Source organism: Streptomyces lydicus (assembly GCF_000717345.1).
Taxonomy (GTDB): Bacteria; Actinomycetota; Actinomycetes; order Streptomycetales; family Streptomycetaceae; genus Streptomyces; species Streptomyces lydicus.
In genome coordinates this window covers 1-13,290 of sequence record NZ_JNZA01000012.1, presented here as the reverse complement: position 1 = coordinate 13,290, position 13,290 = coordinate 1, and the positions used below count along the sequence as shown (strand labels likewise).

The window sequence follows — 13,290 nt, the reverse complement described above, 5'->3', positions numbered from 1 at the left end:
AACACCCGCGTCCGCGGCGGGCCCTTCGGTGAGGGCCGTTGCAGTGACGCGCCCCCTTCCGCGCCCAGCACGAAGGGCGCCCGAATCCTCGGGCGCCCTTCGTCGCGGTCCTGCTGCCGTCAGCCCAGTGCCCCGGCCTCCACCGCGGTCACGTCGAACCGGCCGCCGCAGACCCGCAGCCCACGGCTGCCGGTCGTCATCGACTCCTTGGAGCCGGGCGGGTAGACGTAGACGATCTGCGAACCGGCCCAGCACGGGGTGTCCGACACGCCTTCGTTGACGGTGTGCAGCACGGCGTGGGCGCTCTGCCCCGGCTGGAGCCGGACGAGGCCGCCGGGGCCGCCCTCACGGGTGGCCGGCTTGCCGACCGGCGAACCGTCACGCAGGATCAGCGAGACTCCGGGGAAGCCGCGCAGCGTGCAGGCTTTCTTGCCCTTGTTGGTGAAGACGAGGGGGTAGTGGATGTTGCCCGCGCCGATGTCGGAGGCGCCCAGACGCAGCGACATGTTGGCGGCGGTGCAGCGGTCCGACGCCGTCATGGCCGAGGCGTGCGACTCCGCGGCGTGCCCGCCGCCGGACGCCTTGCCGCCGGCGGAGGCCGCCGCGTGCGCCGACGGGCGCGCGGCGCCGGCCGAGGACGGCTGCTTGGCGGCGGTCGGCTTCGCACCGCTGCCGCTCTCCTGCTGCGTGGCGGATGCGGCGGCCGACGAGGGACGGGATGCGGCGCCGGTTCCGTCCTGGCATGCGGTGAGCGCGAGCGCCGCAACGGCGATCAGCGACCCGGCGGCGACACGACGTCCGCGGCCGACCGTCTTGATGGTGAGCGACATGAGTGTCCCCCTCGTCTGGTAGGTGCGAGCTCTCGTTTGGGTGCGTGCGGTCCGTCCGTTGCTCTTCCAGCGTGACTCCGGGTACTGCCGGACCGCTAACGAGGCACTAACACACCACTAACGAGCCGGCGCACCCGGCACGCCGGTCACCCCGGCACCTGTGGTGACCAGCCGGGATTCCGGGTGCGCCGCTCAGGCTCGCAGATAATTCCCGAGTTGCGGACGCGGCACCACGAGGTTCGGCCTACTTCCCCCGTCCTTGGTCGGCGCCGAGGTTCGGCGGGTCGGGCACGGGATTGCCGTAGAAGTCCCGGTCGCCGCCGCCCGGGACCGGTACGCCGGCGCCCAGGGCGGGCGATCCGGCCCGCAGCCGCACGTCGTACGGGGCGAGGAATCGCGGGTCACCGCGCACCGTGCCGGCGTCGGTGGCGGGCACCGGGGAGATCCGGGCGTAGAGGTTGTGGTCGTAGGTGTTGCGTGCATCGGCAAGCGGTGAGCCGGCCGCGGCGCCGGCGAAGATGTTGTCACGGAAGGTGACGCCCCCGGGGCCGTTGCTGCTGACCACGGCCGTGCCGGGGGCGTTCGTGGTGACGGTGTTGTGGTGCACCAGGGTGCGGGTGGCGGGCGCACAGACGACCGAAATGACGCCGTAGGGCGCGGTGGTGTTGCGATCGTTGACGCTGACGTTGTAGCGGACGCTGTTGCGGTCCGAGATCATGCCGGCGCCGTTGCAGATCAGCAGGAAGCCGCCCTCGTTGTCCGCGTTCTGCACGACGGTCCCGTCTCCCCCGGCGTCGCGCACGGTGTTGTGGTGCACCGACAGCCCGGTGATCGGTGCGAAGGAGGTGCCCGGCCCGTTCGGGTGCGCGGGCCGCCGGCCCCAGGTCGGGGAGGTCCCGATGCCGGTGCGGTCGGTGTGCGCCACGCTGGAGTTCCGGATCGTGACCCCGTCGAAGCGGGTGGGCTTCGCCGACCCCTGTACGGCGAAGAGGATGCTGCCCGACGGGTCCGGGTCCTTGAAGTCGGCGCCGTTGACGTCGTGCACCGACACGCCGTCCACCAGGTAGTGCCGGCCGGTTCCGGCGTCGTGCAGCCGCACGAGGATCCCGGCGCGCCGCTCGGTGGTGGTGGCCGGCCCGGTGTTGGTCACGTCGAGGTCGCGCAGCTCCCAGTACTGGGCGTTGTCGAGGAGGATCGCCGCCCGGGCTCCACCGCCCGCGAGGCGCGGCTCGGCGCCGCCGCCGTAGGCGCCCGCGGCGAGCGGCGCGCCCGCGGCACCGGACGCGGTGGGCGCGAAGGTACCTGTGCACGTGGTGCCGCGCCGGAAGAGGACCCGGTCACCGGGCCGGTAGGCGGCGCCGCTCGCCTGAGTGAGCGTGCGCCAGGCGGTCGCCGGGCCGGTACCCGACGCACTGTCCGAGCCGGCGGCGCAATCGACGTAGTACGTGGTCACGGAGAGCGGGGGCCGCGGAGGCCGGAGGCCGGGGCCGCCCGGTCCGGTGCTGCGGCCAGAGCCGCGGTCGCCGCCAGGGCGGCGGCGAGTCGAGGGACAGCGCTCATCTCTCCCCTTTCGGTACACCGGCGTGTCGCAGGACCGGACGCCGGACCGTACGACACGCCGGTGACGAGGTGCCGGTGGCGGCCACATCGTTGAGCACCCGCCGACGGGAGGCAAGGCACGCTGGACGAAAGTGCAAGCGTTGCCTCGGAAAGTGCAACGCATGGCGGGGCGGCTGGTGGGTGGGGCTGCCGGGGCGCCGTCCGAGGCTGGCCGGGGGGCGGGCGCCGTCCGGGGGAAGCCGTACGGGGTCTGGCCGGCGCGGGGCTGGGGTGCAGCCGCGCCGGCCAGGGCGCCGGGGTCTTCGTGAGCGCCGCCGAGCCGGCCGAGGAGCGGCCAACCCGCCTGCGGCGCACGGCCGCCGCCCATGCCGACGACGCGACGGTCGTGGACGCCGCCCCGATGCGTGCCGCGATGATCGACGCCACCCACCGCCCTGAACTCACCGACCGTGTCCCGGAGTTCACCTCGGTGCCTGCGCCTCCTGCGCCCGGGCCTGCTCGACGAGATGTTGGGGCAGTGGACGGAGGGGCGACGGGCGGGCGGGCCGCCGGGCGTGTCAGCCGGGCACGCCGCTCGGCTGTTCGAGGTCCAGGTCGAGGGTCTCGGCGGCGCCCGCGGTGAGGGATATCGGGGTGGCGTGCGGCGGATAACCGGCCGCGGTGAGCGTGTAGTGGCTGCCGCCCAGGTCGTCGAAGGCGAAGGCGCCGTCCTGACCGGTGAGCGTGTGCCCGGCCACCGTGCCGTCCTCGACCAGGGTCACGGCGGCGTCGGCCAACGGCCTCCCCTTCGGGTCCCGGACGGTGCCGCGGACGGCGGCGGTGGGCCGCAGCCGGGCATCGTGCCGGGCGGGCTCACCGCCGGACAGTTCGACGGCTTGGGCGTGCGGCCGGTGGCCGGGGGCGCTGAGGACCAGGGTGTACTCGCCGGGCGGCAGCGTGGTGAGTTCCCAGTGCCCGTGCGCGTCCGTGGCCGTACGGGCCACCACGTCGCCGCCGGCGTCGGTGACGACGACGCTCCCGTCGGCCAGCGGTGCGTCCCCCGCACCTGCACCGCGCAGGGTGCCGCCCAGGCGGCCTCCGCCGCCAAGTATCAGGTCCACCTCGACCGGGGTTCCCTCGCCGCGGTAGGTGGCGGAGGCCGCGTGCGGGGTGTGGCCGGGCGCGACGGCCGTGAGGAGGTAGCTGCCGGCGGTCGGGGCGGCCACCGCGTAACTGCCGTCGGGGCCGGCCGTGGTGATGCCCGCCTGCCGTCCCTGCCGGTCGATCAGCGTCACGCTCGCGCCCGCGACCGGCGCGCCCGAGGCGTACCGTACGCGGCCCCGGAATCCGGTGGCGCGACCTTGCGCGAGGGACCCGGCGACGGGGTCCACGTCAGCCGGGGTCGCGGCGGCGGCCTGGGGCCCCGCGGTCGGCGCCGGAGCAGCCGGGGCAGGGGTGGAGGACGCCTGGAGGCGCTCCCCCTCGGGCACCGCTCCCGCGTCCTCCGTGCTCTGCGCGACCAGGGTCGGCCGGGAGACCTTGCGCTGCGACGGCAGGAACGACGCCAGGACGACGCCGGCCAGGACCGCGGCGGCGGCGATCAGGAAGGCGACCCGGAAGCCGGCCAGCGTGGGGACCGTGACCGGTCCCATGCTCTGCGACATATGGGCCAGCACCATGCCGATCACCGCGCTGGAGACGGAGGTGCCGATCGAGCGCATGAGGGTGTTGAGGCCGTTGGCCGCGCCGGTCTCGGAGGGGTCGACAGCGCCGATGATCAGTGCGGGCAGCGAGGAGTACGCGAGGCCGATGCCGGCGCCGACGACCACCGCGATGATGACGGTCTGCCAGGGGGCGTTCATCAGGCCGATGCCCGCGCCGTAGCCGATCCCTATGACGAGCATGCCGAGCAGCAGTGAGACCTTGGGGCCGCGCCGCGCGGCGATCCGCGCGTACAGCGGGGCGACGAACATCATCGTCAGGCCGAGCGGTGCCACGCACAGACCGGCCGTCACCATCGACTGGCCGAGACCGTAGCCGGTCGACTTCGGCAGCTGCAGCAGCTGCGGAAGCACCAGCGAGATGGCGTAGAACGCCACCCCGACCGTGATCGAGGCGAGGTTGGTCAGCAGCACCTCGCGGCGGGCGGTGGTCCGCAGATCGACCAGCGGGTCGCGGATGCGCAGCTCCATGACGCCCCACAGCACCAGGATGAGGGCCGCGATGCCGAAGAGGCCGAGCGTGGTGGGCGAACTCCACCCCCAGTCACTGCCCTTGGTGATGGGCAGCAGCAGGGCCACCAGCCCGGCGGACAGTCCCAGGGCCCCGGCCACGTCGAAGCGCCCCACGGCGCGTACGGAGGTCTCGGGGACGACGAGGAGGGTGAGCAGGATCGACAGCACACCGAGACCGGCGGCGCCGAAGAACAGGGCGTGCCAGTCGGCGTGTTGGGCCACCAGCGCCGCGGCCGGCAGGGCGAGACCGCCACCGACGCCGATCGACGAGCTCATCAGGCCCATGGCCGAGCCGAGCCGCTCACGCGGCAGCTCGTCACGCATGATGCCGATGCCGAGCGGGATGGCACCCATGGCGAAGCCCTGCAGCGCCCGGCCCACGATCATGACGATCAGATCGCTGGTGACTCCGCAGATCAGCGAGCCGACGACCATGATCGCGAGGCTCGTCAGCAGCATCCGCCGCTTGCCGTAGAGGTCGCCGAGCCGCCCCATGATGGGCGTCGAGACGGCCCCCGCGAGCAGGGTGGCCGTCATGACCCAGGTGGCGTTGCTGGGGGCGGTGTTGAGCAGCACCGGCAGGTCCTTGATGACCGGCACGAGCAGCGTCTGCATGACCGCGACGACGATGCCGGAGAAGGCCAGGACCGGGACGATGCCCCCGCGGGCTCTGCGGTGGCCGCCCGCACCCGGGTCGGGCACGGGGGGCGCTGCGGCGGTGCTCGCCGTCCTTCCGGGCAGCTGGTCCGTCGTCGTCTGTGTCATACGTGCGGCCTCCAGGGCGGCAGGAGTGGGTGCGGCAGGCGCCATTGATACGTGCATGGCGAACGTGTTTTCCCGGCGCCCTATTCCGCGGTTCGGTAGGCGCCGCACGCCCTTGACGGTGATCTGCCTCACGCCGCCCCCGGCCCCGGCTTCCGAGCCGCCCCTCGTCGGACCGGCCAACTCCAGTGAAGCGCAGGCCACTGACAATCCGGCCGGCACCGGCGGCCCCACAAACAGGAGGGGCGCCGCGGTCCACCGCGGCGCCCTCACCCCCTGGCCGAGCCGTCTCGTACGAGCCGCTCGCCTCTGCCCTGCTCAGCGATCAACACCGCGTGCGCGGTATGTTTACCGCCCCCAAAACCCCCTGAACCACGCAAATCCCCCGGGTCCCCTCAGGTCCGTACAGTCCGGCACTCAGCCGACAGCGACGCTCTCCCCGGCCTCGGCTGCCACCGACATCTTCCGCTGGAGCGCGGCCTCCAATTTCTCCCCGCGCTCGGGATCCAGATTGAGTTTGGCGAGCACCGCGGGCACCGCGATGCTGGGGAGGGTGTGCTCGAAGAAGACCGTCAACCGGTGACTCAGGTCGGCCTGGTTGCTCATCGCGTGCGACATCATCTGGAGCCCGGCGAACGCGCCGACGAACAGCTCGGCGGTGTCGCGTACGACAATGCTCTCCAGGATTTCGCCGCGGGCCCGCGCCTCGTTCAGCAGCCCCTCGACGAACCGCGTCCACGAGATCATCGACTGCTTGCGGTCAAGGTGGTTCGACCCCTGCTCGACCGCCAACCGGGCCGCCCCACGCTGGATCGGGTCCCGTCGCAGGCGATAGGCCAGCACCTGCCCGGCGTCGACGAACTCCTGCAACTTGATCTTCTGCGGCTCGACGGCGATGTCGACGACCTGCTCTTCGAGTACGGCGAGCGCGAGCTGCTCCTTGGAGGCGAAGTGGAAGTACAGGGCGCCCTTCGTCACCCCGGCGCGTTCCAGGACTTCGGCGATCGTCGCGCGGTCGTAGCCCTGCTCGTCGAAAACCGACGCGGCCGCCTCCAAGATCACTCGGCGGGTCCGGATCGCGCGGTCCTGTTGTGCCACAGGACGCCTCCTGTCTCTCGAATCTTCAAGTTCCGCAACTGTTCGCTACAGCTCAAGTCGCCGCTCGACCAGCCTATTTCCCCTTTCCCCCGGCCCGGCATTGAAAATAAAACCGGATGGTACGTATCTTAACAGCGATGGACCTCATTCCGTAGAGATGCCTGGGGGCAGTCATGAGCGAAACGATGCACGTCAGCGGCACAGTTCAGCCCAAGGCACCGCATCGGACGCGCCTGATCGAAAAGCCCTGCGGCACCCCACAGGTCCCCCGCGAATTTGTGCACCGGCCGATTGTCGATGACATTCTGGTCACATCTTGGCGCCGACAGGACGACTCCCACTTCTCCGTGACCGCCCAGTGGCCCGAGGAGCACGGGTACTTCGCCTCCCAGGACGGCCGGCACCACCTCATCCTCACCGGCGAGACCATCCGCCAGGCCGGGTTGCTGCTGTCGCACACCGAACTCGGCGTCCCGGTCGGCCACCACTTCATCCTCGGGGACCTCGACTACACCACGTATCCCGAACACCTCGACGCCGGCAGCGGGCCCATCGGGCTCTCGATCGACGTCGCCTGCAGCAAGATGCGGATGCGGGCCGGCACGCTGGCGGGTGCCCGCTTCGACATGACGCTGCGCGCCGCGGACCGGATCGTGGCCACGGGCCACTCCCACGTCACCGTCGCCTCGCCGGCCGTCTACCGCCGGATCCGCGGCGAACAGCTCACCGCCCGCCGCACCCTCGGCCCGCTGCCGACCTGCGTCCCGCCCCGGCTGACCGGCAGCACCAGCGAGCACGACGTACTGCTCTCCCCCACCGACCGGCCCGACAGCTGGCTGCTGCGCATCGCGCCCGGACACGCCGCGGTCGTGAACCCGGCCAACGACCACGTCCCCGGCATGGTGCTGCTCGACGCGGCACAGCAGGCCGCGCACGCCCTGACCGCACCCGGCACGTTCGTGCCGTACGCCTTCGGCACCACGTTCCACCGCTACGCCGAGCACGGCACCCCGTGCGCGATCGAGGCCCGCCGGGTCCCGTCCCCCCTGCCCCGCACCACAGCGGTCCGGGTCACCGGCTCGCAGGACGGCCACCCGGTGTTCGTGTCGACGCTGACGGCCCGGGATTCCCGCGGCTGACCGGACACCTCGCCCGCGGCGCCGCAGACCTGGCGCGCCGCCCGCGTCACGCAACCTTTCCGTTGCTTCGGCACGCGCGTGCCGCCCTTCGCACCGCAATCGACAACCAACGCGGCAGCATGCCGCGACAGTTCACGGAAGGCCGGAAATAAATATGGGTGACCTCAACGGAAAGACCGCGCTGGTGACCGGGTCCAGCCGGGGCATCGGCCGGGGCATCGCCCAACGCCTCGCCCAGGACGGCGCGCTGGTCGCCGTCCACTACGGCAACAACGACGCGGCAGCCAAGGAGACGGCGGAGACCATCATCGGCGCCGGTGGGCGGGCCTTCATAATCGGCGCGGAGCTTGGGGTGCCGGGCGACGCCGAGACTCTCTTCGCCGCCTTCGACGACGGGCTCGCGGCCTGCGGCGCGGAGCCGGGCCTCGACATCCTCGTCAACAACGCCGCCATCAGTCTGCCGGGACACATCAACGAGGTGACGCCGGAGGAGTTCGACCGCACCCTCGCGGTCAACACCAAGGCGCCGTTCTTCCTCATCCAGCACGGTCTGCGCCGGATGCGCGACGGCGGCCGCATCATCAACATCTCGTCGGCGGTGACGACCACGGCGTTCCCGTCGACCATCGCGTACGGCGTCTCCAAGGGCGCGGTCGACACCCTCACCCTCACCCTCGCCAAGGACCTCGGCGCGCGCGGAATCACCGTGAACACCATCGCGCCGGGCTTCGTCGCCACCGACATGAACGCCGCGATGCGGGCGACGCCGGAGGCCGAGGCCGCGCTGGCCTCCATCTCCGTGTTCAACCGCATGGGCCGGCCCGCGGACATCGCCGATGTCGCCGCGTTCCTCGCCTCGGACGACTCCCGCTGGATCACCGGCCAGCGCTTCGACGTCACCGGCGGCTCGATGCTCTGAGCGCCACGCATCCCTGGGCCCGGCGTGGGCGGAGTCGTCAGGCATCGCGCAGACCTCGTCAGGCGTCGTGGAAGACCAGGCCCAGGGAGTGCCGCCGGCCCGCGCGGACGGTGCTCACGCCGTGGCGTACGGCGCCTGCCGACCAGCCCCATGCGGAGCGCACGGGGCGGTCGCGGGTGGTGAAGACCAGGCCGTGCCCCTGGGGCAGGACGGTGGTGGTGCCGCGGGACTGGGCGCGCGGCCGCTGTTCGACGAGCAGGAACTCCCCGCCCTCGTAATCGGTGCCCTGCTCGTCCAGGCCGATGACGACCTGGAGCGGGAAGACTCGCTCGCCGAAGAGGTCACGGTGCAGCGCGTTCCAGTCGCCCGCCCCGTAACGCAGCAGGATCTGCGCGGACTTGGTCTGCCCGGCCGCGTGGCACATCCGGAGCCACTCCTCCAGGGTGTCCGGCCAGGGCGCCGACCTGCCGAGCTTGTCCGCCCAGGCCCGGGCGACGGTCAGCAGGCGCGGGTAGAACGCCTCGCGCAGGGCCCGGACCGGTTCGGGCAGCGGCTCGGCGAAGTAGCGGTACTGGCCCGAACCGAAGCGGTGGCGCGCCATGTCGATGGTCGACCGGAAGCGCTCTGCCTCGTCGTAGAGGGCGATCAGCGCGCGACAGTCGGCCGGGGTGAGCAGACGCGGGGTCAACGCGCAGCCCACCGCGTCGAGTTCCTCGCTCAGCGCCGCCCAGTCGGTGGCCGCGACGCGTGCCGCCAGCGCGGCGGAGCGGCCGGCCGGGCCGGGGGCCGTGCGCGTCCCGGCGCGGTTCTTCGCGGTGGTGGCGGTCATGGCGTGCTCCCGTTCGGTACGACCCCCTCCAGGCCGAGGAGCTGCCGCTTGCGCGCCGGTCCGCCCGCGTAGCCCGAGAGCGCCCCGTTAGCGGCGATCACCCGGTGGCAGGGCCTGACGACGAGCAGCGGATTGGCGCCGATCGCCGTTCCGACCGCACGGACCGCACCGCGCGCCGCCCCGATGTCGGCGGCGATCCGCCCGTAGGTGGTGGTCGTCCCGTACGGAATCGACTCCAGCGCCTGCCACACGCGCTGCTGGAAGCCGGTGCCCCGGGTGCGCACGGTGTTCGCGTACTCGATGCTGAAGCGGGTCAGCGTCCCGTCGAAGTAGGACCGCAGCTGGCGGGTGATCTCGGTGAACGCCCCGGGGGCGTGCTGCCAGCCGTCCTGGACGGTGACCCCGCCCTTCTGGTCCGGCACGGAGAGCGAGACGAGTGCCGTGCCGCCCGGCGCGGTGGCCGATTCCTCACCCACCAGGAGGAGTTCGCCCAGCGGGCTGTCGAGTGGGGTGTAGAGCGTCATGGTCGTGTTCTTTCCGTGGTGTCGGGGCCGGGTGCCTGTGGGGGCGGGGGCTGTACCTGCTGCGGTTCAGCAGGCGTCCCCTGCGGCGCACGGCCTCGTACCTGCCTTTTCTCGTCCTTCACACGTCCACTCTGCGGCAGGCCGAAGAGCCACGCTGGCGGAAATCGGACGGCGCGCTGACGGCCGTGCACACCCGGGACGGGCGGGGCTGCGAAACGTCCGCCCGGCACTGGGCAATTACCGCGACTTGCGCCCGTGCCCTTGGCAAGACCCCAAGACCCACGGAGGGGGATCGGCGTCGGAGCAGCCCACGGGCCTACGGGCCTGCGGCCCTTCCGAGCCGCCGAGCCGTCCCTGCCGTCCGGTCCGGGGTGCTGGTGGTGCGGCGGCCTCCCGGCGTCAGGAGGCCAGCGCCGCGAGCACCACCAGAAACACCAGCAAGGCCAGGGTCTCCCAGCGCATCGCCCTGCACAGCACGTCCCAGCTCGGGGACCCGCTTCCCCTGCTGTGCCCCGCGCTGGCGTCGTTGTAGTCGCCGCTGTCGCCGCTGTCGCCGCTGTTGCCGCTGTCGCCGTCGCTCATGCCCGTCCCTCGGTCTCCGGCATCCTGCCCCTCCCACGTGTCGGCTCACCGCCGTCGCTCTTACCCCTCCATTGATACCTGCTGCCACTGACATCGCGTTCGGCGCCCCTGTGCGCAACCCGTGCCGCCCCGCGCCGGGCCCCGTCACCCCTGTGGCACCACCGTTCGCCGCCCCGGCGCTACCGGGGTATCGGTCTCACCAGTCATGCCGGCGGCACCGGTCGCGTTCCTCACGCCGGCGGCATCGGCCAGTCGTCCAGCGAACCGCCCCGCCATTCGACGAGGCGCGGGTCGTCCAGGCGGATGTCCTCCGCCGGCCCGGCGACTCCCGCGCGGCGCAGGAATTCGGCCACATCGCCGCGGCCGTGGGCCAGCCCGACGATCTGCCCACGCACGGTCACCCGTCGGCCACCGGAGGGGGTCGGCGGGTGCACGATGACAGGCGGATGCTCGGTCATGCCTCCAGCCTGCGCCGCGCTCCGCGCTCGCGCACCTCGACAGCCGCCACCAGCGCGATCCTTGCGCCCGCAACCACTCGCTACGCTGGCCGGATGGCACCCAACCCCCTGGAATCGGCCGGGTTCTCCCGGGACCCGTATCCGCTGCTCGCCGCCCTGCGGTCGCAGGGCCCCGTCCAGCGGATGCCGACCGGTAACGGCCGTACGACATGGGTCGTCACGGGGTGGGCCGAGGCGCGGACCGCGCTGGCCGACGCGCGGCTGTCGAAGGACACCGCACGCTACTTCGCCGACCGGCCGAGCAACCGCCGGCTGGCCCCCGCGGTCAGCCGGTCCATGCTCGCCACCGACCCGCCACACCACGGAAGACTGCGGAAGCTGGCGATGACGGCGTTCACCCCGGCGGCCGTTGCGCGGCTCGCGCCCCGTATCCGCGCGCTCGCCGAGGAACTGGCCGACGCGCTGGCCGCGCGCGGGTCCGGGGACCTCATCGAGGAGTTCGCGGTGCCGCTGCCGATCGCGGTGATCAGCGAGCTGCTCGGGGTGCCGGAGGCCGAGCGCGCGGCGGTACGCACGTGGTCCAACGACCTGTTCGCCGCGGCGGCCCCGGAAACCGTCGACCGCGCCTCGCACGCGCTCAGCGACTACATGACGAGGCTGATCGCGTCCCGGCGCGCGGCCCCGGGCGACGATGTGCTGAGCGGTCTGATCGCCGCCCGCGACGAGGCCGACCAGCTGTCCGAGGCCGAACTGGTGTCGCTGGCCGTGCTGTTGGTCGTCGCGGGCCACGAGACGACCACCCACCTCATCGGCAACGGCATGCTGGCCCTGCTCAAGGACGACGCGCTGCGCGCCCGGCTGCGGGCCGAGCCCGCGCTGCTGCCCGCCGCGGTCGAGGAGTTCCTGCGCCACGACGCGCCCCTCACCCTCGCGACGTTCCGCTACGCCACCGAGCCGGTCGAGCTGGGCGGGGCGCGGATCGCGGCGGGCGAGGTGGTCCTGGTCTCCCCCGGCGCGGCCAACCGCGATCCGGCGCGTTTCGCGGCGCCCGACGAGGTACGGCTGGACCGCCCCGACCAGGCCGGCCGGCACCTCTCCTTCGGGCACGGCCCCCATCACTGCCTCGGCGCACCCCTGGCCCGTCTGGAGGCCCGGATCGCGTTCGAGGTGCTGCTGACACGTTTCGCCGACGTCCGGCCGGCGTCCGCGGGTTGGGGCGAGCTGGAGTGGCGGCGGACGCGCCTGATGCGGGGGCTGGTGCGCCTGCCGGTGCACATCGACCGGTGATCCGTCGTGCGCGACAATCAAGGCCATGACGATGGATGATCTTGTGATGCCGGAGACCCGGGTCTGCCGCGCCGCGCTGGAGGTGGCGAGCGCCTACTGCTCCCCCGCACTGCTCAACCACTCCGTACGGGCCTACCTGTGGGCGGCGGCCTACGCGTCGCTGCACGACATCGCCTTCGACCCGGAGCTGCTGTACGTGTCGGCGATGCTGCACGACGTCGGGCTGGTCAAGGAGTTCGACAGCCACACCGTGCCGTTCGAGGAGGCGGGCGGCCATGTGGCGTGGGTGTTCGGTGCGGGCGCCGGGTGGCCCGTGGAGCGGCGGGTGCGGGCGTCCGAGGTGATCGTCCGGCACATGTGGGACGACGTACCGGTGGATCGGGATCCGGAGGCCCATCTGCTGGTGTTCTCCACCTCGTTTGACATCTCCGGGCGGCGTCCCGACGCGCTGCCGGCTGACCTGCGCGCCGAGGTGCTGGAACGGTATCCGCGGCTCGGCCTCGGCGAGGAGTTCCTCGCCTGCTTCCGGGACCAGGCGGAACGCAAGCCGGACAGCTCCGCCGCGGGCGCGGTACGCAGCGGCATCGCCACGCGCATCGGCGCCAATCCGCTGGATGCGCAAGGGGCTTAGCGCGGGATGCGGGACGCCAGGCGGCCGGGGGCCGGTGGGCCAGCCCGGGGGCCGGTGGGCCAAGAGGAAGCCCCGGCCAGACGGGGGGAACCGGCCGGGGCAGCTTGGGGCGGGACGCGTCAGCGATGCCCCGCACTCCTTTGAACGGTAAACAGCACATGGCCGTTCCGTGAAGAGAACGTGACGACCGTCACGTCGGCCGCCGCCCCCGGGGCCGTTGACGGAACACGAAACCGGCGTCGCGACCGCAGTGCGGCAGTCGCGACGCCGGCCGTACGAGGACGCTCGCGGGGCGCAGCCGCGAGCGTCCTCAGCCTTCGGTGGCGAGGAGTGATCCTCAGTTTTCGGTGGTGTGTCCCGAGAGGCGTTCGACGCCGCGCAGGAGGGCGGAGTGGTCCAGGCCGCCGTCGCCTTGTGCGCGCAGGGAGGCGACGAGGGAGGCGACGAGGGTGCCCACG

General features: G+C 72.6%; 12 protein-coding genes and 1 pseudogene. 4 read left to right on the top strand and 9 right to left on the bottom strand.

Annotation, left to right across the window (positions count from 1 at the left end; genetic code table 11):
* Window positions 1–119 precede the first annotated feature (119 nt).
* From OO62_RS12610 to OO62_RS12595, 4 genes are all read right to left on the bottom strand, one after another.
* Window positions 120–830 (bottom strand): DUF4232 domain-containing protein, encoded by a 711-nt coding sequence (locus OO62_RS12610; protein ID WP_033267448.1) that lies wholly within the window; start codon window positions 828–830, stop codon window positions 120–122.
* Window positions 831–1,074: 244 nt separating this feature from the next.
* Window positions 1,075–2,283 (bottom strand): right-handed parallel beta-helix repeat-containing protein, encoded by a 1,209-nt coding sequence (locus OO62_RS12605; protein WP_033267447.1) that lies wholly within the window; start codon window positions 2,281–2,283, stop codon window positions 1,075–1,077.
* Window positions 2,284–2,947: 664 nt separating this feature from the next.
* A complete protein-coding gene (locus tag OO62_RS12600) occupies window positions 2,948–5,368 on the bottom strand; it encodes an MFS transporter (protein ID WP_033267446.1) in 2,421 nt (806 codons plus the stop codon).
* Between the two features lie 414 nt (window positions 5,369–5,782).
* The gene (locus OO62_RS12595; RefSeq protein ID WP_033267445.1) at window positions 5,783–6,463 is read right to left on the bottom strand and encodes a ScbR family autoregulator-binding transcription factor; all 681 of its coding nucleotides are present in this window, start codon (window positions 6,461–6,463) and stop codon (window positions 5,783–5,785) included.
* Between the two features lie 173 nt (window positions 6,464–6,636).
* On the opposite strand from OO62_RS12595, the gene OO62_RS12590 reads away from it, so the two are divergent.
* Complete coding sequence (locus tag OO62_RS12590; protein WP_078617138.1) at window positions 6,637–7,602, top strand: ScbA/BarX family gamma-butyrolactone biosynthesis protein; 966 nt, start codon at window positions 6,637–6,639, stop codon at window positions 7,600–7,602.
* A 154-nt stretch (window positions 7,603–7,756) separates the two neighbouring features.
* Complete coding sequence (locus tag OO62_RS12585) at window positions 7,757–8,521, top strand: SDR family oxidoreductase (RefSeq protein ID WP_033267443.1); 765 nt, start codon at window positions 7,757–7,759, stop codon at window positions 8,519–8,521.
* Between the two features lie 58 nt (window positions 8,522–8,579).
* On the opposite strand, the gene OO62_RS12580 is transcribed toward OO62_RS12585, so the two are convergent.
* The 4 genes from OO62_RS12580 to OO62_RS12565 form a co-directional block, all read right to left on the bottom strand.
* Complete coding sequence (locus tag OO62_RS12580; RefSeq protein WP_033267442.1) at window positions 8,580–9,350, bottom strand: 2OG-Fe(II) oxygenase; 771 nt, start codon at window positions 9,348–9,350, stop codon at window positions 8,580–8,582.
* Window positions 9,347–9,874, bottom strand: coding sequence for a methylated-DNA--[protein]-cysteine S-methyltransferase (locus OO62_RS12575; protein WP_033267441.1), 528 nt, complete (start codon window positions 9,872–9,874; stop codon window positions 9,347–9,349). Before OO62_RS12575 ends, OO62_RS12580 begins: the two co-directional genes overlap by 4 nt.
* Before the next feature lie 399 nt (window positions 9,875–10,273).
* Window positions 10,274–10,456 carry a hypothetical protein gene (locus OO62_RS12570; RefSeq protein ID WP_033267440.1) on the bottom strand — a complete coding sequence of 61 codons (183 nt, stop codon included), beginning with the start codon at window positions 10,454–10,456 and terminating at the stop codon, window positions 10,274–10,276.
* A gap of 230 nt (window positions 10,457–10,686) precedes the next feature.
* Window positions 10,687–10,914: a hypothetical protein gene (locus tag OO62_RS12565; RefSeq protein WP_033267439.1), complete on the bottom strand. Its 228-nt coding sequence runs from the start codon at window positions 10,912–10,914 to the stop codon at window positions 10,687–10,689.
* Window positions 10,915–11,007: 93 nt separating this feature from the next.
* Between OO62_RS12565 and OO62_RS12560 the strand changes: the two genes are divergently transcribed.
* On the top strand, window positions 11,008–12,201 hold the full coding sequence (locus OO62_RS12560) for a cytochrome P450 family protein (RefSeq protein ID WP_033267438.1): 1,194 nt from the start codon (window positions 11,008–11,010) through the stop codon (window positions 12,199–12,201).
* Window positions 12,202–12,226: 25 nt separating this feature from the next.
* Window positions 12,227–12,832, top strand: coding sequence for an HD domain-containing protein (locus tag OO62_RS12555; RefSeq protein ID WP_033267437.1), 606 nt, complete (start codon window positions 12,227–12,229; stop codon window positions 12,830–12,832).
* A gap of 337 nt (window positions 12,833–13,169) precedes the next feature.
* Here OO62_RS12555 and OO62_RS38895 read toward each other — a convergent pair.
* Window positions 13,170–13,290: pseudogene (locus OO62_RS38895) on the bottom strand (2-hydroxy-3-oxopropionate reductase); the annotation flags it as partial.